The organism is Methylobacterium guangdongense (assembly GCF_038442355.1).
Classification (GTDB): Bacteria; Pseudomonadota; Alphaproteobacteria; order Rhizobiales; family Beijerinckiaceae; genus Methylobacterium; species Methylobacterium guangdongense.
The window spans coordinates 100,018-118,237 of the sequence record NZ_JBBXMX010000008.1; the positions used below are offsets into that span (position 1 = coordinate 100,018).

The 18,220-nt window shown below is 69.4% G+C and carries 17 protein-coding genes; 7 read left to right on the forward strand and 10 right to left on the reverse strand.

Annotated features, from left to right (window positions below):
* Positions 1-178 precede the first annotated feature (178 nt).
* The 3 genes from rsmG to AAHG09_RS16650 all read left to right on the forward strand — a co-directional run bounded on the left by rsmG (position 179) and on the right by AAHG09_RS16650 (position 2,626).
* Complete coding sequence (rsmG, locus tag AAHG09_RS16640; protein WP_342108565.1) at positions 179-817, forward strand: 16S rRNA (guanine(527)-N(7))-methyltransferase RsmG; 639 nt, start codon at positions 179-181, stop codon at positions 815-817.
* The gene (locus AAHG09_RS16645) at positions 814-1,671 is read left to right on the forward strand and encodes a ParA family protein (RefSeq protein WP_279602319.1); all 858 of its coding nucleotides are present in this window, start codon (positions 814-816) and stop codon (positions 1,669-1,671) included. The genes rsmG and AAHG09_RS16645 overlap by 4 nt, the downstream gene beginning before the upstream one ends.
* A 61-nt stretch (positions 1,672-1,732) precedes the next feature.
* Positions 1,733-2,626, forward strand: coding sequence for a ParB/RepB/Spo0J family partition protein (locus tag AAHG09_RS16650; protein ID WP_342108566.1), 894 nt, complete (start codon positions 1,733-1,735; stop codon positions 2,624-2,626).
* Positions 2,627-2,979: 353 nt separating this feature from the next.
* On the opposite strand, the gene holA is transcribed toward AAHG09_RS16650, so the two are convergent.
* The 6 genes from holA to AAHG09_RS16680 all read right to left on the reverse strand — a co-directional run bounded on the left by holA (position 2,980) and on the right by AAHG09_RS16680 (position 11,430).
* Complete coding sequence (gene holA, locus AAHG09_RS16655; RefSeq protein ID WP_342108567.1) at positions 2,980-4,011, reverse strand: DNA polymerase III subunit delta; 1,032 nt, start codon at positions 4,009-4,011, stop codon at positions 2,980-2,982.
* Positions 4,012-4,017: 6 nt separating this feature from the next.
* Positions 4,018-4,563, reverse strand: a complete 546-nt coding sequence (gene lptE / locus AAHG09_RS16660; protein ID WP_342108568.1) for an LPS assembly lipoprotein LptE — start codon at positions 4,561-4,563, stop codon at positions 4,018-4,020.
* 117 nt (positions 4,564-4,680) lie between these two features.
* Positions 4,681-5,673 carry an AEC family transporter gene (locus AAHG09_RS16665; RefSeq protein WP_342108569.1) on the reverse strand — a complete coding sequence of 331 codons (993 nt, stop codon included), beginning with the start codon at positions 5,671-5,673 and terminating at the stop codon, positions 4,681-4,683.
* Between the two features lie 118 nt (positions 5,674-5,791).
* Positions 5,792-7,975 (reverse strand): TonB-dependent siderophore receptor, encoded by a 2,184-nt coding sequence (locus tag AAHG09_RS16670; RefSeq protein ID WP_342108570.1) that lies wholly within the window; start codon positions 7,973-7,975, stop codon positions 5,792-5,794.
* 209 nt (positions 7,976-8,184) lie between these two features.
* Positions 8,185-10,413 (reverse strand): TonB-dependent siderophore receptor, encoded by a 2,229-nt coding sequence (locus AAHG09_RS16675; RefSeq protein ID WP_342108571.1) that lies wholly within the window; start codon positions 10,411-10,413, stop codon positions 8,185-8,187.
* A gap of 129 nt (positions 10,414-10,542) precedes the next feature.
* A complete protein-coding gene (locus AAHG09_RS16680; protein ID WP_342108572.1) occupies positions 10,543-11,430 on the reverse strand; it encodes an acid phosphatase in 888 nt (295 codons plus the stop codon).
* A 179-nt stretch (positions 11,431-11,609) separates the two neighbouring features.
* Here AAHG09_RS16680 and AAHG09_RS16685 point away from each other — a divergent pair, with 179 nt between their 5' ends.
* Positions 11,610-12,173: a hypothetical protein gene (locus AAHG09_RS16685; RefSeq protein ID WP_342108573.1), complete on the forward strand. Its 564-nt coding sequence runs from the start codon at positions 11,610-11,612 to the stop codon at positions 12,171-12,173.
* Positions 12,170-12,631 (forward strand): hypothetical protein, encoded by a 462-nt coding sequence (locus tag AAHG09_RS16690; protein WP_342108574.1) that lies wholly within the window; start codon positions 12,170-12,172, stop codon positions 12,629-12,631. The genes AAHG09_RS16685 and AAHG09_RS16690 overlap by 4 nt, the downstream gene beginning before the upstream one ends.
* A 150-nt stretch (positions 12,632-12,781) precedes the next feature.
* Here AAHG09_RS16690 and AAHG09_RS16695 read toward each other — a convergent pair whose 3' ends face one another.
* The 4 genes from AAHG09_RS16695 to AAHG09_RS16710 all read right to left on the reverse strand — a co-directional run bounded on the left by AAHG09_RS16695 (position 12,782) and on the right by AAHG09_RS16710 (position 15,878).
* Positions 12,782-13,639 (reverse strand): alpha/beta fold hydrolase, encoded by an 858-nt coding sequence (locus AAHG09_RS16695; protein ID WP_342108740.1) that lies wholly within the window; start codon positions 13,637-13,639, stop codon positions 12,782-12,784.
* Between the two features lie 85 nt (positions 13,640-13,724).
* Positions 13,725-14,600 (reverse strand): 2,3,4,5-tetrahydropyridine-2,6-dicarboxylate N-succinyltransferase, encoded by an 876-nt coding sequence (gene dapD / locus AAHG09_RS16700; protein ID WP_342108575.1) that lies wholly within the window; start codon positions 14,598-14,600, stop codon positions 13,725-13,727.
* Between the two features lie 35 nt (positions 14,601-14,635).
* Entirely contained in the window at positions 14,636-15,127 is a 492-nt protein-coding gene (locus AAHG09_RS16705) for a cyclic nucleotide-binding domain-containing protein (RefSeq protein ID WP_342108576.1), read from the reverse strand.
* A 64-nt stretch (positions 15,128-15,191) separates the two neighbouring features.
* Positions 15,192-15,878, reverse strand: a complete 687-nt coding sequence (locus AAHG09_RS16710; protein WP_342108577.1) for a response regulator transcription factor — start codon at positions 15,876-15,878, stop codon at positions 15,192-15,194.
* A gap of 444 nt (positions 15,879-16,322) precedes the next feature.
* On the opposite strand from AAHG09_RS16710, the gene AAHG09_RS16715 reads away from it, so the two are divergent.
* The gene (locus tag AAHG09_RS16715; RefSeq protein ID WP_342108741.1) at positions 16,323-16,850 is read left to right on the forward strand and encodes a L,D-transpeptidase family protein; all 528 of its coding nucleotides are present in this window, start codon (positions 16,323-16,325) and stop codon (positions 16,848-16,850) included.
* A gap of 358 nt (positions 16,851-17,208) precedes the next feature.
* Positions 17,209-18,150: a glycosyltransferase family 8 protein gene (locus AAHG09_RS16720; protein ID WP_342108578.1), complete on the forward strand. Its 942-nt coding sequence runs from the start codon at positions 17,209-17,211 to the stop codon at positions 18,148-18,150.
* Positions 18,151-18,220 lie beyond the last annotated feature (70 nt).

Genomic DNA, 18,220 nt, shown 5'->3' on the forward strand with positions numbered 1-18,220 from the left:
CATCCCACCCACACCCTCATCCCGAGGTGCCGGAGCGTAGCGGAGGCCTCGAAGGAGCCCTCCAGCCGGCACTGCGGTCCCTGGAGCCCTCCTTCGAGGCCGCTGCGCGGCACCTCAGGATGAGGTCGTGGGCTGGGTGGACCATGGTGGCATGTCCCGCCGGATCTCCGAGCCGCCCATGACCGATCCCGACCGCAAGCGGGTCCTCGCCGCCTCCGGTGTTTCACGTGAAACAGCCGAGCGCCTCGACCTCTACGTCGCCCAGCTCCGGCGGTGGCAGCCGATCAAGAACCTCGTCGGCCCCGCCACCCTGGCGGAGGTCTGGAGCCGGCACATCGACGACGCACTCCAGCTCCTCGACCTCGCGCCGCAGGCGAAGACTTGGCTGGATCTGGGCTCCGGCGCCGGTATCCCGGGGCTGATCCTTGCCGTCGCGGGGGCGGAGCGGGGCATCCGGGTCGATCTCGTCGAGAGCAACGCGCGCAAATGCGCCTTCCTCACGGAGACGGCCCGGCTCACCGGGGCGCCGGCCCGGGTGCGCAACGCGCGGATCGAGGCGGTGATCGACGAATACGTCGGAGCCGCCGAGATCGTCTGTGCCCGGGCGCTTGCCCCCCTGCCCCAACTCCTCACTTGGACGGAGCCATTGTTGAAAACGGGCACCACCGGACTGTTTCCGAAGGGCCGGGATGCGCAAGCCGAATTGACCCAGGCAGCCGCGCAGTGGACAGTCGTTAACGACCTCGTGCCGAGCCGGACCGATTCCGAAGCCCGGATCGTGCGCGTCACCGCCCTCGCCGCCCCGAGTCACCGATGAGCGAAGCCATCCTCGGCGAGCCAGCCGACCGGTCAATGGAGTCTGCCGTGCGTCGCCCCGTGCGTGTCCTCGCCCTCGCCAACCAGAAGGGCGGTGTCGGCAAGACCACGACGGCGATCAACCTCGGCACCGCGCTCGCGGCCATCGGCGAGGACGTGCTGGTGATCGACCTCGACCCGCAGGGCAACGCCTCCACCGGCCTGGGGATCGACCGGGCGAACCGGCGGGTCTCGACCTACGAGGTCATGGCGGGCGAAGCCTCGCTCGCCCAGGCGGTGATTCCCACGGCGGTGCCGCGGCTGTCGATCGCGCCCTCCACCATGGATCTCCTCGGGCTGGAGCTGGAACTCGCCACCCTGCCCGACCGGGCGCATCGCTTGCGCGGTACGCTCAAGAGCCTGACCCAGGCACCGAGCCTGAGCCGGATCAGCTACGTGCTGATCGACTGCCCGCCCTCGCTGAACCTGCTGACCATCAACGCCCTGGCGGCGGCGGACGCCGTGCTGGTGCCGCTGCAATGCGAGTTCTTCGCCCTGGAGGGCCTCAGCCAGCTGCTGCGGACCGTCGAGCAGGTGCGCGGCGCCCTCAACCCGAAATTGACGATCCAGGGCATCGTGCTGACGATGTACGATCCGCGCAACAACCTGTCCGCCCAAGTGGTGGCGGATGTGCGCGGCTTCATGGGCGACAAGGTTTACGAGACCGTGATCCCGCGCAACGTGCGGATCTCGGAGGCGCCCTCGCACGGCAAGCCGGCCCTGTTGTACGACCTGAAATGCGCCGGCAGCCAAGCCTATCTGCGCTTGGCCTCGGAGGTGATCCAGCGCGAGGGCCGGGTTCCGGCGGCAGCCTAACGGCGCGTAGAAAGACCCCCGGTAAACGGGGGGCGTGTGGAGTGTGAGACGGGTGGCAAGCATGGCGGAAGAGGGGGCAAGACCCCGGCTGGGGCGCGGTCTCGCCGCGCTGATCGGCGATTTCGGCGATGCCGCGCCGGCGCCCGAGAAGGTCGAGGGGCAGCGCAAGGTCGCCATCGAGTTCCTGCGGCCCAACCCGCGCAACCCGCGGCGCAGCTTCGGTGAGGTGGAACTCGCCGAGCTCGCGACCTCGATCACCCAGCGCGGCCTGATCCAGCCGATCGTGGTCCGCCCGATCGGCGACGTGCCGGGCACGTTCGAGATCGTGGCCGGCGAGCGGCGCTGGCGGGCGGCCCAGCGGGCCGGGCTGGACGAGGTGCCGGTGGTGGTGGTCGAGATCGACGACCGCGCCTCGCTGGAATTCGCCATCCTGGAGAATGTCCAGCGCAGCGACCTCAACCCGATCGAGGAGGCCTCGGGCTACGAGCGTCTGATGCAGGACTTTTCGTACACCCAGCGGGATCTTGCCGAGATCCTGGGCAAGAGCCGCAGCCATCTCGCCAACACCCTGCGGTTGCTCAACCTGCCGCCCGCCGTGCAGGACCGCCTGGCCGCGGGCGAGCTGACCGCCGGCCATGCCCGCGCCCTGCTGGCGGTGAAGGACCCGGAGGGTCTGGCCCGCCGGGTCGTCGCCGAGGGCCTGTCGGTGCGGCAGGTGGAGGCCCTGGCCTCGGCCGAGGCCGAGCCGTCCGAGACCCCCCGCCCCGGCCGCCCCCGCCTCTCGGCCGAGCGCTCGGCGCCGGTGCGCGATCTGGAGCTGCGGATCCGGCGGGCGCTGGGGGTGGAGGTGACGTACCGGCCGAAGGACGAGGCTTCGGGCGAGATCCGGATCCGCTACGAGACCCAGGACGAGCTGCAGGGGCTGCTGAACCGATTCAAGGTCTCGGACGGCTGACGCGGGCCTTTCTGCAGGAAGATGGGGCGCCCGTCCCGCGTCTCCCTCTCCCCTCTGTCGGCCACGGGCGATACAGGTTTGGGGCCTGCAGGTGATGACGGAGCGCGACAGGCCCCCTCTCCCGAGCGGGAGAGGGCTGGGGTGAGGGGCGAGAAGGTTCAAAACCGGGCGCGCCATCAATGCGGGACAGGCTGAGCCTTTTCCTGAAAGTTCTCATCCCTCACCCTGTCCCTCTCCCGCACGGGAGAGGGGGCCCGCGCCTCATCCTGCGAAAGGATGAATCCGCCAGGCCGTCAAATCTGTGTTGCCCGTAGCCGGTAGAGGGGGGCGGGAAACGCGCGGATCCGGTCTCTTTACCGCCGCCGGCGGGCGCCCGCTTCCGCGACCCGCAGCAGCGCCGCGGAGGCCAGCGCATGGGCGAGTTCCGGCTCGGCCCGCCGGCAGGCCAGGACGGCCGCCTGCAGGGCCACCGCGGCCTGCCGCAGGGTGCCGGGCGCCCAGGTGCCGAGCTGCCCCTCCAGGCTGGCCTTGCGCTTGAAATGCAGCCCCCGCCATGTCGCCACCATCATGGACGGCGTCTTGTCGGGGTTGTCCAGCCGGGTCGTCAGCAGCGTCAGGGCGTGCCGGAGGGCCGAGCCCAGCACCACGCCCGGATCCAGGCCCTCGTGCCGGAACCGCCGGTAATCACGCTCCACCGCTTCCCGGCGCCCGTCAAAGGCGGCGTCGATCAGCGTGTTGAGCACGCTCGCCGCCACGTCGCTGGTGATCGCCTCCACGTGATCGAGGGTCACGGTCCCCTCCCCGGCCGCGTAGAGGGCGAGCTTCTCGATCTCCATCAGGCTCGCCCGGCGGTCACCGCCGAGGCTGCGGGCCAGGACCTCCCGGGCGGCCCGGTCGATTCGCAGGCCGCGCTCCTGAAGGGTCCGGTCGATCAGGTCGGCCAGCGTGCGCTCGTCATCGGCGTAGCAGGGGATCGCCAGCGCCTTGGGTGAGCGCTCGCACAGGGTGCGCAGCGGGTTGTTCTTGGCGAGATCGCCCGCCTCCACGACGATGCGAGCCTCGGCCACCGGCGCGCCCAGCACCGCCTCGACGGCCGGCGCATAGTTGCGGCTCCCGGGCCGGACCCAGATCGACCGGCGCCCGCCGAACAGGCCCACCGTGCCGGCCTCGTCGCAGAGACGGCCCGGATCGGACGCCAAGGCGTCGCCGTCGATCCGCACCAGCGCGAAGGGATCGGCCGGGTCGGTGACGAAATCCTCGGCGAGCTTGCGGGCGCGCTCGGTCACCAAGCCGGTATCGGGGCCGTAGACGAGGATCACCGGAATGCGCGGATCGGGCCCGCGCCGGATCAGCCCCTCGATCTCTCCGGCCTTGACGGCGACCATTCCGGCTTACGGCTTGGTCGACAGCACGGCGGCCAGCCGGCTCTTGATCTGGTCGGACAGCACGCTGGCGAGCCGGATCTCGGCGTCGCGCGCGGCCCGCTGGCTGGCGAAGCGCTGGACCGACCGATCGTAGGTCGCGGTCGAGGTCGCCACGCCCTCGGTGTAGACCTTGGTGCCCGAGAGGTCCTCCAGGCTGTACTTGATGTTGGCCACCAGGGTGCCGGCCTCGGCGCGGCCGGTGGTCGAGGACACGATCGGGGTCTGCACGATCTCGGAGCCCGAGAGCTTCAGCCGGTAGCGCTTGGTCGCGGGCTGGCCCGAGCCGTCGAGGTCGAACACCAATTCACTGCGCAGGTAATGGCCCAGCCGCTCCTGGCCCTGGGCCATCGCGACGTCGTCGACCTGCACCGAGGCCAGCAGCGCCTGCACCGATTCGCCCGAGGCGGTCGGCCCGTAGAGGGGCCGGAAACAGGCCGACAGGCCCACGCAGAGGCCGCCGATGCAGGCGAGGCGTGCGATCCGCCCCGCGCGTGAAACACCCGAACCCGCCATACGCCGTCGTTCCGCCCCGTTCTCGAGGATCGTTCTAGCGCGGACCGGGGTGGCCGCGCCACACGCTACGCGGCGCGGGTTACGATTCCTCTGCGGCAGGACCGTGGTCGTCAGGTTTCAGAGTGTCGCCAGATATCCCGAGACGGTGACCACCGCCAGCACGGTGGAGACCAGCACCACGGTGGCGGTCAGGTCGGCCTCGCGCCGGTAGAACTCCGCCAGCATGAACGGCCCGGTGCCGGTGGGCAGCGCCGCCATCAGCACAGCGGTGTGGAGCAGGAGGGGCGGTAGGTCGAACACGTACCGGCCGAGCCCGTAGGCCAGCAGCGGATGGGCGGCGAGCTTCAGCCCGACCAGCAGCGCCGCGATCCGCGCATGTGCGCCGCTCCCCTGCCCGCCCCGGCTCCGGCGCTTCTGGGCCAGGAACAGGCCGAGCGCCACCAGGGCGCAGGGCGAGGCCGCGCCCCCGAGGAGCTTCAGGAACGTCTCGACGGGCGCCGGCACGGCGAGGCCGAGGCTCGGCACCAGGGCCCCGAGCGCGGGGGCGACCAGCAGCGGGTTGCGCACCAGCGAGCGGCCGACCGCGAGCCAGATCGGCACGCGTCGACCCGCCTCCCTGTCGCCCTGCCCGCCCCCTTGCCCGCCCGCCGGATCGGCCCGGCGCAGCCCGGTCTCGATCAGCACGATCGCCACCGCGAACACCGCGCAGACCGTGAGGATCACCGCCACCGTGGTGGGGGCGAGCGCCTCCGGCCCGAAGGCGACGAGGGCCAGGGGGAAGCCCATGAAGCCGGTATTGGCGTAGCCGGCGTTGAGGCCGTCCAGGGCGGCATCCGCCAGGGGGCGCCCGGCCCCGCGCCGGATCAGGACGGTGAAGGCGAAGACCGCGAGGCTGCTCAACCCGAAGGCGCCGATGAAGCCGGGCTTCCAGAGGGCGGCCCAATGGGCGTGGGCGGTGACGTCGAACAGCAGCGCCGGCAGGGCGAGGAAGACCACGAACCGGTTGAGTTCCGTGGTGGCGGCGGCGCCGAGCACGCCGATCCGCCGGGCGAGCCACCCGGCGAAGACGAGCGCGAAGATCGGCAGCACGACCGGGAGGGTCGACAGCATGGCGGGTCCGGATCGGAGGACGAGGCTCCGGCCTTAGGACGAAGTGCCCGCCGATCTCCAGTGCCGGGGGCGGGGACCTGCCATGCCGGCGTCCCGATGCCTCCTGCCCGCCCGTCGGCTACCAGCGGTAGATCAGGCTGCCGATCACGGTCGCGGGGGCACCGCGGTAGCAGTAGCTGTACTGGCAAGTCGCGTAGGTTCGGTCGAAGATGTTGAAGCCGTTGATCTGCGCGCGCAGGCCCTGATACTTTGGGTCGATCGCCGCGAAGTCGTAGGCAACCAGGGCGTCGAACTGCGTGACCGTGGGGTTGCGCACCGTGTTGGCGTCGTCGGCGTAGCTCGTGCCGCGATAGCGGATGCCGCCGCCGAGCGTCAGGCCCCGCAGGGGCGAGAAGGCCGGGAAGGCGTAGGTTAAGAACGACGTATAGCTATCCCCCGGGATGCCGGACACGAAGTTCCCGTCGAGCGGCTGCCCCGTCGCGGAGGTCTGCCGCAGGTAGCGGATGTCGAGATGCGTGTAGGCGAGGGTCAGGTTCGTGCTTGGCGCGAGGTTGGCGGTCATCTCGGCCTCGAAGCCGTGCGAATGGACCGCGCCGGTCGGGATCTGATTGACCGGATTGGTCGGGTCGGTGCGCAGGATGCTCGACTGGACGATATCGAAGCCCGCGAACGCCGCCTGGATGTTGGTGCCGGGGATCAGGTATTTGACGCCCGCCTCGATCTGGTCGCTGGCCGTGGGCTTGAACGGCTTGCGGGTCACGACGCTGATGCCCGGCTGCGGCGCGAAGGCCGTAGCGTAGCTCGCGTAGGGCACGAGCCCAGGCGCGAGATTGTATCCGAGGCCGACACGGCCCGTGAAGGCGGTGTCGTCCTGGCGCTGCAGCGCGCGCTCGGGCGCGGCGCGGCTCGCCTGAAACACCCAGTCCTGACGCCCGTTCAGGGTCAGCACGAAGTCGCCGAACCGGGCCTGATCCTGCATGTAGAGACCGAGCTGGTCCTGCACTTGGCGCGCGGTCGAGCCCAGGATGGGCGAGGGGATGGGCTGAGTGCCGGAGTTGCGTGTCAGGAGGTTGATGTCTGGCGCATCGCCGAACCCCGCGCGGGTGCCGAACGTGTAATGCGCATAGTCCAGCCCGGCGAGCAGGGTGTGGGCCACCGGGCCGGTGGTGAAATGAGCCTCGACCTGGTTGTCGAGGGTTTCCTGATGCAGCGCCTCACGCAGGCGGCCGGTCGAGCGGGTGCCGATCGTGCGGCTGTCGTTGATCGAGTTGATCGAGACGTATTTGAAGTCGACGAACGTGCCGGAGTGACGGAAATTCTGGCGGACGATCAGGTCCGGTGTGACCCTATGCTCGAAGGCGTAGCCGATCCGATATTGCTCCTGGTTGGTGTCGTTGAAGCGGGCATCACCCGTATAGTAGCGGGTCACGCGAAAACCCGGGTCGTTGTAGAAGAAGGCCGTACCCGGCAGCGTCGTGGCTTGGTACTCGCCGAGGAGCGTCAGGCTCGTGTCGGCGGAGGGCTTCCACGTGAAGGCCGGGGCGATGTTCAGCCGGTCGTCCTTCGCGCCCCGCAGGAAGGTGTTGGATTCGCGGCGCACGCCGATCAGCCGATAGGCCATGGTGCCGTCTGAGCCAGGGACGGGACCGCCGACGTCGAGGTTGCCCTGATAGCGGTCGTAGCTGCCGCCCTGGAACCAGATTTCGCCGAACGGCTGGAAGACCGGGCGCTTGGAGGTGGCATCGAGGATGCCGCCGGGGGAGCCAAGACCATAGAGACCGGAGGCCGGTCCGCGCAGGATGGTCACCGCATCAAGACCATAGGGCTCGATGCGCGGGATCGTGAGGTTGGCCGCGATCTGGCGAAGGCCATCCCGGTATATGCCCGTGTAGGTGGTGTCGAAGCCACGGATGACGATCGCGTCGAAGCGCGGATCGAAGCCGCTGACCTCGGTCGCCGCGCCCGGCGTGTAGGCCAGGGCCTCGGTGAGCGTCTGCACGTTGCGGTCGTTGAGCTGCTCGCGGGTGACGACCGAGACCGATTGCGGGGTCTCGATCAGCGGCGTGTTGGTCTTGGTGGCGGTGGGGCTGACGCGGGCGACGTAGCCGGTGATGCCGGATGGCCCCCCGCCCCCGCCGCTGGTCGCGGCGCCGCCGCTGATAGTGCCGCTAACCGGGGCCGCCGGGCGGGTGGTCTCCACGCTCAGCTCATCGAGCTGCACGTTCGACACCTGCGCGGCGGCGGGGCCGGCCAGGGCCGTCGCGGTGAGGAACAGGCTGAAACGGATACGACGCATGGACATGAGAGAATCCCGGCCGCGCCATCCCCCGGCGCGTCCGCTCCCATCCTGCCGTCACGGATCCGCAATCAAGACAAAAATGTGTTGTTTATCAAACACTTATAGCGTTTCAAAATTCCCCGGCCTGGGGCTGTTCCGCGGGGGCAGGGTGTCCCTTCAACCACCGGTCGGCGGGTCGAGATCACCCGTCCGACCCTTGGCGCAGACGCCGTCTACCAGCGGTAGATCAGGCTGCCGATCACCGTCGCCGGGGCGCCGCGGAAGCAATTGCCGAACGCACAGGTGTTGTAGGTCCGGTCGAACACGTTGGTCGCGTTGATCTGCGCGCGCAGGCCCTGGTACTTCGGGTCGATCGCGGCGAAATCGTAGGCCACCAGGGCGTCGTAGAGCGTCACGGTGGGGTTGCGGACCGTGTTGTCGTCATCCGCGAAGCTCGTGCCGATGTAGCGGATGCCGCCGCCGATCGTCAGGCCGCGCAGGGGCGAAGAGGTCGGAAACGCGTAGGTGAGGAACGACGCGTAGGTGTCGGCGGGGATGCCGGAGACGCGGTTGCCGTCCTGCGTCGCCCCCGTGAACGCGGTCTGGCGCACGAAGCGGAAGTCGAGGTGCGTATAGGCGATGGTCAGGTTCGTGCCCGGCGCGAGGTTGGCGGTCGCCTCGGCCTCGAAGCCGCGGGAGCGCACGGCGCCGGTGGCGGATTGGAAGGCGATGTTGGTCGGGTCGGTCCGCAGGATGCTCGACTGCTCGATGTCGAAGCCCGCGAACGCCGTCTGGATGTTGGTGCCGGGGATCAGGTACTTCACGCCGGCCTCGATCTGGTCGCCGGTCGCCGGCTTGAAGGCCTGCCCGCGCACGTCGGTGCCCACCTGCGGCGTGAAGGTCGTGGCGTAGCTGGCATAGGGCACGAGGCCCGGCGCCAGGACGTAGCCCAGGCCGACGCGGCCCGTGAAGGCGGTGTTGTCCTGGCGGGTCGCCGCGCTGACGGGCGTCGCGCGGTTGTCCTGGCTGACCCAGTCGTGCCGTCCGTTCAGGGTCAGGATGAAATTGCCGAACCTGGCCTGGTCCTGCATGTAGACGCCGATCTGATCCTGCGCCTGGCGGGTCGGGCTGGCCAGCACCGGCGTCGGGATGAACTGCCGGCCGTAATTCTGGGTGATCAGGTTGAGGTCGGGGGCCGGGCCGGCCCCGAAGCGGTTGCTCAGGCCGTAATGAGCATAGTCGACGCCCGCCAGCAGGGTGTGGGCGACCGGGCCGGTGACGAGGTGCGCCTCGAGCTGGTTGTCCAGCGTCTGCTGCACCAGCCCCTCGCGGATGTAGCCGGTCGAGCGCGAAGCCAGCGTGCGCGCCGCGTTGATGGAATCGATGCCCGTGTACTTGGCGCTGAGGAAGATGCCGTAGTGCCGGAAGTTCTGGCGGAAGATCAGATCCTCCGAGAACCGGTGCTCGAAGGCGTAGCCGATCCGGTACTGGGTCTGGTCGAGGCCGGCGAAGCGCGGGTCACCACTGTAGTACTTGGTCACCCGGAAGCCGGGATCGTTGTAGTAGAATACGGTCGCGGGCGTGTTGCGGACCTGGAACTCGCTCAGGAAAGTCAGGGTGGTGTCGGCCGAGGGCTTCCACGTGAAGGCCGGGGCGATGTTGAGCTGGTCGTCGTTGGTGCCGCGGCCGATGAAGGTGCCGGCTTCCCGCCGCACGCCGGTCAGCCGATACGCCATGGTGCCGTCCGAGCCCTCGACCGGGCCGCCGAGGTCGAAATTGCCCTGGAAGCGGTCGAAGCTGCCGGACTGGAACCAGACCTCGCCGAAGGGCGCGAAGACCGGGCGCTTCGACGTCACGTCGAGGATGCCGCCCGGTGAGCCGAGGCCGTAGAGGCCCGAGGACGGGCCGCGCAGGATCGTCACCGCCTCCAGCCCGTAGGGCTCGATGCGCGGGAAGATGAAGCCGCTGCCGATCTGGCGCAGGCCGTCGCGGTAGACGCCCTGGTTGGAGAGCACGTCGAAGCCGCGGATGAAGACCTGATCGAAGCGCGGATCGAAGCCCGACACGTTGATGCTCGCCCCCGGGACATAGGCCAGCGCGTCGCTGAAGCTCTGCACGTTGCGGTCGTTGAGCTGCTCGCGGGTGACGACCGAGACCGATTGCGGGGTCTCGATCAGCGGCGTGTTGGTCTTGGTGGCGGTGGGGCTGATCCGGGCGACGTAGCCGGTGACGCCGGACGGCCCGCCCCCGCCGCCGCTGGTCGCCGCCGTGCCGCCGTCGCCCAGGCTCAGGTTGCCGCCCAGCCCCGCACCGGCCGGAACCACGGGCCCGGGGCCGACGGCTTCCACGGAGATCTCGTTGAGCTGCACGCTCCGGTCCTGGGCGATGGCAGGGCCGAGGGCGGGCGCCACGAGGGCCGTGGAGGCGAGGAGCAGCCCGAGGCGGGCGGAACGCATGAACATCGGAGACCCTGTTGTGTGCCGTTGGAGTGGCACTGGGCTCACGATGGTTCGATCACGGGTTGTTGATCAAGGCGAATACGTGTTGTAAATCACACACTTAGAAGACTTAAAAAGTGGAATTGTTCGAGCCTAGAATTCCAGCGGCGGCTCCCGCAGGGCGTCGGCCTCCCGGGTGCAGGTGGCCTGATCGGGGGGCGTTCCGGCCCCCGCCATGGCGGCGCGGAGTTCGGCGCGGGCCTTCTCCAGGTCGGCCCGGAAGGTCGGATCGCCCATCAGGGCGGCGAAGACCGACGTGCCGGTCAGGCGCCCCGCCACCACGTCGCTCAGCCAGTGCACGCCGCACACGACGCGGCTCTCGCCGTAGGCCCGCCCGCGCACCAGGATCGGGGTCGCCTTCTCGGGCACCAGGGCGGCCAGGATCAGCGCGTAGGCCCAGCCCTGGGTGGCGTGGCCGGACGGGTAGCTGAAGCTGTCGGTGAGCGCCTGGGTCCGCATCACGCAGATCGGGGCCTCGTTGCCCACGAAGGGGCGCAGGCGCCGGTAATGCACCTTCGGGGCCCGGGTGGCATGGGCGAGGTCGAGGCGGGCGCGCTCCAGCAGGTTGATCACCGCCGGCACCCGGGCCTGATCGATCCGCGTGCCGAGCACGCAGGCGAAGTTCTCCAGCACCGCGGCGGCGCCCTCGGCCACGTCGTTGGCGGCGATCTCCCAGCGGGGGCTGCCCTTGAGGGCGCGGGTGTTGACGAAGGCCGCCCGGTCGGCCTTGTCGAGGGGCGCGTCGTGGCCGGGGGGCGGCGGCAGGATCTGGACCGCGTCCGGCAGGGCCGCGTCGGCGAGATAGGGCTTCACGGCCGGCTTGCCGGGCTTGAGCGTGTCGGCGCCGAGGGAGGGCGGGGCCGAGGGCTGCGCCGACGGGGCAGGGCGGGGCGCCTCTTCGGCCGGGGCCGGGATGGCGGAGGCCAGCAGCAGGACGAGGATCGCCGAAGGGAGGGCAGGGCGGAGCGGGAGGCGCATCATCGAATCCGGGGCTCTATCGGACGCTTCCGCGGGATGCCCCCGCGCTGCCGGACGAACGGTTCAGCCGGCCCGGTCAGTCCGTGCATAGGCGGAGGATCGTGTCCAGGGGCGGGATTCCCGCTGTTGACCCCGGCGGCCGAAGGCGCGAACCCTGCGCGAACCGTTTCCGGCACCCCCCGATGGCTCAGCAGCTCGACCGCGCCCGACTCCTCGAAGCCCTGGAGGCGCTGGGCGCAGACTTGGCCGACCATGGACGGTTCGTCGAACTCGCCATCTACGGCGGCGGGGCTCTGATGCTGCAATTCGCGTGGCGCCGGTCCACCGAAGATGTCGATGCCGTGGTGCGGGCCGGCTACGACGAGGCCGCCCTCGCCCCGTCGGTCCGGCGCGTCGCCGAGCGGATGGGCTTCGAGCGGGACTGGCTCAACGACGCGGTCGGCATGTTCACGCCGCTGGACGAGGACGAAACCCTGTTCGCGTTGGCCGGCACCTACCCGACGGGCGGCACGCCCGGTCTTCGGACCGTCCTCGCGACACCGTCCTATCTCCGCGCGATGAAGCTCCATGCGCTCGAAAGCCTCGACCGGGGCGACCGGGACCTGACCGATGCCCGGGCCCTGGCGGCCCACCTGGACATCGGCGACGTCGAGACCCTCGATCGGCTCTACCGCTCGATCTACGGCGAGGCACCGCCGCCGGGGGCCCGAGCCCGCTTCCGAAGCGTCGTGGGAGCAGGCCCGTGAGGCCCCGCAGCCTGTCCGACGTGGTCGCACGGGCGCGCCTCGACGGCGACTGGGAGCACCACCTGCGCGATTTCCTCGACGCCTTCTACGCGGCCGATGGCGACACGGCCCGGCAGGCGACCTTCGTCGCGCAGGATCCGGACCGGCTCGGGGTGCCCGAGGCCGATGCCTTCCTGGGCGGGGTCGGCGAGCATCTGGCCCGGCGCTGGGGCCTGCCGATCCCGGCCTGGGTCCGCGCCGGGGACCGCTATCTGACCAAGGCGCTGTTCGTTCCCGATGAGCGCGCGCTACGGGGCTACCTGATCTGCGTCAGCCCGGTGGCGTTCCGGACCCGGCTGATCTTCACGGGACCCGACCCGCTCCAGCGCGCCCGGTTCCCCTATCGTCGCGGCGTGATCACGATGCCGCCCGAGCATCCCCCGGGCGCCCTCCCCCGAGAAGCGGCAGAGCCTGTCTGACCCGAGCCCCCATCGATCCCGGTTTCGAAAGGTCGAGACCTTTCGCGGGTCCAGGGCGCGGGTCCAGGGCAGAGCCCTGGGGTCGTCCTCAGGGGCTCCGCCCCTGAACCCCGCCCAAGGGCTCGCCCCTGGGAAACCCCGGATATCCGATCAGGCAGGCTTCCGGATCGCGGCCGCGACGGCGTCCGGGTGCTCCTCGTGCGGGCTGAGCGCCCCGGGGATCGCGGCGCCCGTCACCCGGCCGGAGGCGATGAGCGCGTCCATCTCGGCGCCCGAGCGGCGCGGGGCGCCTTCCGGGCGCAGCACCAGGACCGGCGGCAGGTCGTTCGCGAACAGCTCCAGGAACGCCGCGCGGCTGCCCACCGGGTCGAGGCCGCCGGTGACGAAGGCCGCGGTGCCGAACCGGCCGTTGCGCTGGCGGGTGATGGCGTGCTTCTCGCGGATCAGGGCCGGCGTCACCCGGGCGGCATCGCCGTAGACGTGGGCGCGCATCATCCGGCCGATGATCGGCGGGCTGATGTTGATCCGGTAGAGCGCCTCGCCGAGGAGCGGCGCCTCCACGGCCCGGCGGATCCGCGGGAACCAGTGGGCGCGGCCCGGCATCGCGGTGGGCAGCGGCCCCCGCCAGGTCGGCGCCACCAGCACCAGCCGGCCGAAGGTTCTGGGATGGCGTCGCGCTGCCGCGACCAGATAGCCGGCGGCGTGGCCGGCCGCGACCCCGAGGGCGTAGGGGCCCGGGGCGGCCGCGAGCAGCGCGTCCAGGAAGGCGTGGAACGTCTCCGGGGCCAGCGGCACCCGTGCCCGTTCCCGGGCGCCGAAGCCCGGCCAGTCGGGGATGCGGCAGCGGTAGTCGGCCCCGAGCGCGCGGGCGAGGGCCTGCATCTCGGCCCGGGCCGAGATGGTCGAGAGGGCCGGGAGCAGCAGCGCCTCGGGCCCCTGCCCGATCACGTCGCAGGGCGTGGGCGCGGCCCGGCCCGCCACGGTGAGGTTCAGCGCCTGCGTGTCCATCCGGCGGTCCACCGATCGGGGATCCCAAGGGGCGGTGCCCTTGGGTGGGTCGCCAGGGCAAAGCCCTGGCTGATGGCACCGCGCCTCAGGTGCGCAGCAGCTCGTTGATGGCGGTCTTCGACCGGGTGCCGGCATCGACGCGCTTGACGATCACCGCGCAGTACAGGCCCGGGCCGGGCGAACCGTCCGGCAGGGCCTTGCCGGGCATCGTGCCCGAGACCACCACCGAGTAGGGCGGCACGCGGCCATACATCACCTCGCCGGTGGTGCGGTCCACGATCTTGGTCGAGGCGCCGATATAGACGCCCATCGACAGGACGCTGCCCTGGCCGACGATCACGCCCTCGGCCACCTCGGCGCGGGCGCCGATGAAGCAATCGTCCTCGATGATCACCGGGTTGGCCTGGAGCGGCTCCAGCACGCCCGCGATGCCGGCGCCGCCGGAGATGTGGCAGTTCTTGCCCACCTGCGCGCAGGAGCCGATCGTCACCCAGGTGTCGACCATGGTGCCCTCGCCCACATGGGCGCCGAGGTTGACGAAGCTCGGCATCAGCACGGCGCCCGGCGCGATGTAGGAGCCGCGGCGCACGAAGCAGCCCGGCACGGCGCGCAGGCCCGCGGCGCGGAACTCGGCCTCGCCCCAGCCTGCGAACTTGGAGGCGACCTTGTCCCACCAGGGCGCGCCGCCGGGGCCGCCCGCGATGGTCGCCATGTCGTTGAGGCGGAAGGAGAGCAGCACCGCCTTCTTCAGCCACTGGTTGACGACCCAATCTTGGTTGCCGGATTTCTCGGCGACCCGGGCCTTGCCGGAATCGAGCAGGTCGAGCGCCGCCTCGACGGCCTCGCGCACCGCGCCCTGCGTGGCGGTCGAGATCGTGGCGCGGTCCTCCCAGGCGGCTTCGATGGTCTGGGCGAGATCGGAATGGGCGTGGTCGGAAAGGGGCTTGCCGGCCTGGGACATGGAGATCGAAACACTCTCGTGGCGGGTGCCCGTGCTTACAAGCGGTCACCGGGGCTGTCACCTGAGGAGATGCCGTCGATCACGTCGAGGAGCGCGCGCACCTGATCGAGATCGGCCACCAGATCCGCGAGGTCGTCCGCCAGCGTGTCGTGCACGGCCTGCGCGGCCTCCGGGAATTCCTCCAGCACGCGGCGCATCAGGCTCGGGGTGATGCGCATGACCTCGGTGGCGCTCTCGGCCCGCGCCACGGTCGGGCGCGTCCCGCGCACGAACAGGGCGAGCCGCCCGATCAGGGCGGAGCGGCCGGCCCGCACCGGCTCGGTCCGGGCGTCCCGGGGGTCGAGCCGGATCGTGCCCGACAGCACCACGAAGCCGCCATCGGCCGGGTCGCCGCGGGCAAACAGCAGGTCGCCATCCGCGAGCTCGCGGCGCTCGGCCGCGAAGGTCAGCAGGCGCAGGGCATCCCGGTCGAGGAAGCCGAACAGGGGCGCGGCGGCGAGGATCGCGATATCGTCGTCGAGCCCCAAGAACGCCTCACCACCCTGCGCATACGCGAACCGATTGGTCGCCTATACGTAAAACGTCTTTTGGTCAGGGCAGCAACTTGTATCCGCCGCCCTCCGTCACGAGGATCGCGGCGGTGGCGGGGTTCGGCTCGATCTTCTGGCGCAGCCGGTAGATATGCGTCTCCAGCGTGTGGGTGGTGACGTGGGCGTTGTAGCCCCAGACCTCCGCGAGCAGCGTATCGCGGTTCACCACGGCCCGGCCGGCCCGGTAGAGGAAGCGCAGGATCGCGGTCTCCTTCTCGGTGAGCTTGAGCTTCGAGCCGCGCTCGCCGACCAGCAGCTTGGCGCCGGGCCGGAACGTGTAGGGGCCGATCTGGAACACCGCGTCCTCGGAGGCCTCGTGGCTGCGCAGGTGGGCGCGGATCCGGGCCAGGAGGATGCCGAACTTGAACGGCTTGGTGACGTAGTCGTTGGCGCCGGCCTCCAGCCCCTCGACATGGTCGGCCTCGGAATCCTGGGCGGTGAGCATGATCACGGGCCCGCGATAGCCGCCGGCGCGCATCCGGCGCACGGCCTCGCGCCCGTCGAGGTCGGGCAGGCCGACATCCATCACGGCGAGGTCGATGCGCTCCGTGGCCACCCGCCGGATCGCGTCCGCGGCGTTCGCCTCGGTGAAGACCGTGAACTCGTCGCAGAGATCGAGCTGCTCGGTGAGGGTGTCGCGCAGGATCGCGTCGTCGTCGCAGATCAGCAGGCGGTAGGCATTCGGCATCGTCCGGGCCCCAGGACAGGCCGCCGGCGGGGGAGGGTGATCCTCCCGGGGGGCAGCACGCAAGACTAACGGTTCTCGGCAGGATCACGGCGATTCTGCGGAGGCTTTCGTTTCCACACCAGATGCGCCGTCGAGGCGCAGGACGCCCCGGCGAACGGGCTGGTTGCGGCGCCGGGCCGCGCGGCGGGACTCCGAAGGTGCCCGCCCGCGCTGGCGAGGGGCCGCGTTCCTCCCGAGTCCCGGTTGGCATCCCGGGTTCCAGCCAAGAGTAGAGCACACTTTGTGGCCGGAAATTGCCTTGTGCGCAATTTTCATCCAGCCGGCTGCGGATATCGGGCATAAGGCGCGCCGGTTCGGCCCGGCCGGCGTGGCGTTGAGGGGAGGGCGGAGATGCGGCGACGGGCCGAGAACGGCGTGCGCATGACCGTGGACATGACCGTGCGCATGACCGTGCGCGAGATCCGCGTGCGGGCGGTGATCGGCGACCGGTGCCGGGGCCACCTGCTGGTCGGCCCCGCGGTGATCCGTTGCGCGCTCGGCGCCGGCGGCATCGTCGTCGACAAGCGGGAGGGCGACGGCGGCTCGCCCCGCGGACGGTTCCGGCTGCGGGGCGGCGCCTACCGGCCCGACCATCTCGGGCTCCGCCCGCGCACGGCGCTGCCGCTCCGGCCGTCGCGGCCCGGCGACGGCTGGTGCGACGACCGCCGGGATCGCCGCTACAACCGCCCGATCCGCCTGCCGGCGCCCGGCATCAGCGCCGAGACGCTCTGGCGGGACGACGGGCTCTACGACGTGGTGATCGACCTCGATTACAACCGCGGCCCGATCCGGAAGGGGCGGGGCTCGGCGATCTTCCTGCACCTCGCCCGGGACGGCTACCGCCCCACGGAGGGCTGCGTCGCGCTCGCCCGGGCCGATCTGATGCGGCTGCTGCGGCGGCTCGGGCCGCGGACGCACCTGCGGATCGGGTGAGCGCGGCTCTCGGGGCTTCGCGGACGAGGCGTAGGCCGATCGGAATAAAAGCCGGTCTCTCTGAATATGGATTTCGAATCATCAGAAGGACGACGTAGAGCCTCGGCGGCTTCGGTCCACGCTGGGCATGCGGTGTTGGATTTTACTGACATTCGATTAGGCAGTCGGTCGAAAGGTCGAATTTAGACTTTCTCGTCCTGCGCTTTGATTCGAGAACCATTTCGTCGCGTGCGCAGAAAATGCTTCCGAACTATAGCTATTCGAGTAAATTTATCCGATCAATATTTTATTTACGTTCAAGAATTCCGCATGATAATCAGTTAATAACTAATAATTTCGGTCATCGCGGGAGGCGGCAATGCAGGAAAATTGCGTTTGCTACGCTGTCGACTCAAATTACCTGTTTCCGGCAACCTTGAGCGCCCTTCAGGTCCGGAGCAAGACGCCGCGAGATTGCGCGGATGTCGCCATCGTGTGCTTCGACGCGCCGAACACGAACACCCGACGGGCCGCGGATATATCCGAATCCCATGGGATTAAGTTCATCTCCGTGCCCCAAGCCGAGCTCGAGGGCGTGCCCCTGGCCTATGCCAGGTTGTTTCTCGACAAGGCCCTGCCGACGCAATACAAAAACCTCGTCTACATTGATGGCGATACACAGGTCCCCAATTCTCTCGAAGACCTGTTCGGCCCCAGTTTGGCGCACTACGACTTCATGGCGGCGCGTGATGCCATGACGTTGATCGTCAACGACAACACGCGATTGGCAAAAAAGATTAAAAGATATTTTCAGTCCCTCGACATCAATGATTCTGATCACGAGAGGTATTTTAATTCCGGTGTCATGAAACTGAAGAGAAGTGTCATCGGTGATCTGCGTTCGGAGATCAAAATCCTGCTCGACCGGAAGGCGAACGATTTTACGTTCTTCGACCAGGATGCGCTGAATATAATACTGTCCGGCAACAAGAACCTGATGTCGATGAAGTGGAATTTTCCCACGTTCCTCATGAACTACAGCCACTTCCGCGAGGTGCCGGCTCATCTGCTGCACTTCTGCTCGAATCCGCGTCCCTGGCATGGGCCCTTCCGCCCGTGGGGAGAGGCATATTTTCAAGTCTATACCGAATTCGCCAAATCGTTTCCCAACACCAATCACAGGACGCAGCCGCTCACGGGCCTGCGAAAGGTAAAATACATCTTGCAGACTCAGTACAAGAGCCTCGTTGAGCCGTATCTCTGGGACAATGCTTATTCGCGCGCCAAGCGCGTGGAGCAGGAGCGGGATACGATCATCTGACACGGATGATCCACATGGGCGTTCGGGAAATATTCGATCGTCTACGTCTTGTCGGCCAAGGTCCCAGGAG

What these genes read in the sequence shown, in the direction of transcription:
- AAHG09_RS16645 (WP_279602319.1), top strand. Translation starts at nt 814, where the DNA reads ATGAGCGAAGCCATCCTCGGCGAGCCAGCCGACCGGTCAATGGAGTCT.
- AAHG09_RS16665 (WP_342108569.1), bottom strand. Translation starts at nt 5,673, where the DNA reads ATGCTGTCGACCCTCCCGGTCGTGCTGCCGATCTTCGCGCTCGTCTTC.
- AAHG09_RS16710 (WP_342108577.1), bottom strand. Translation starts at nt 15,878, where the DNA reads ATGCCGAATGCCTACCGCCTGCTGATCTGCGACGACGACGCGATCCTG.
- AAHG09_RS16675 (WP_342108571.1), bottom strand. Translation starts at nt 10,413, where the DNA reads ATGTTCATGCGTTCCGCCCGCCTCGGGCTGCTCCTCGCCTCCACGGCC.
- lptE (WP_342108568.1), bottom strand. Translation starts at nt 4,563, where the DNA reads ATGGCGGGTTCGGGTGTTTCACGCGCGGGGCGGATCGCACGCCTCGCC.
- AAHG09_RS16650 (WP_342108566.1), top strand. Translation starts at nt 1,733, where the DNA reads ATGGCGGAAGAGGGGGCAAGACCCCGGCTGGGGCGCGGTCTCGCCGCG.
- AAHG09_RS16670 (WP_342108570.1), bottom strand. Translation starts at nt 7,975, where the DNA reads ATGTCCATGCGTCGTATCCGTTTCAGCCTGTTCCTCACCGCGACGGCC.
- dapD (WP_342108575.1), bottom strand. Translation starts at nt 14,600, where the DNA reads ATGTCCCAGGCCGGCAAGCCCCTTTCCGACCACGCCCATTCCGATCTC.
- AAHG09_RS16680 (WP_342108572.1), bottom strand. Translation starts at nt 11,430, where the DNA reads ATGATGCGCCTCCCGCTCCGCCCTGCCCTCCCTTCGGCGATCCTCGTC.
- AAHG09_RS16720 (WP_342108578.1), top strand. Translation starts at nt 17,209, where the DNA reads ATGCAGGAAAATTGCGTTTGCTACGCTGTCGACTCAAATTACCTGTTT.
- AAHG09_RS16715 (WP_342108741.1), top strand. Translation starts at nt 16,323, where the DNA reads ATGACCGTGCGCGAGATCCGCGTGCGGGCGGTGATCGGCGACCGGTGC.
- rsmG (WP_342108565.1), top strand. Translation starts at nt 179, where the DNA reads ATGACCGATCCCGACCGCAAGCGGGTCCTCGCCGCCTCCGGTGTTTCA.
- holA (WP_342108567.1), bottom strand. Translation starts at nt 4,011, where the DNA reads ATGGTCGCCGTCAAGGCCGGAGAGATCGAGGGGCTGATCCGGCGCGGG.
- AAHG09_RS16685 (WP_342108573.1), top strand. Translation starts at nt 11,610, where the DNA reads ATGGCTCAGCAGCTCGACCGCGCCCGACTCCTCGAAGCCCTGGAGGCG.
- AAHG09_RS16695 (WP_342108740.1), bottom strand. Translation starts at nt 13,639, where the DNA reads ATGGACACGCAGGCGCTGAACCTCACCGTGGCGGGCCGGGCCGCGCCC.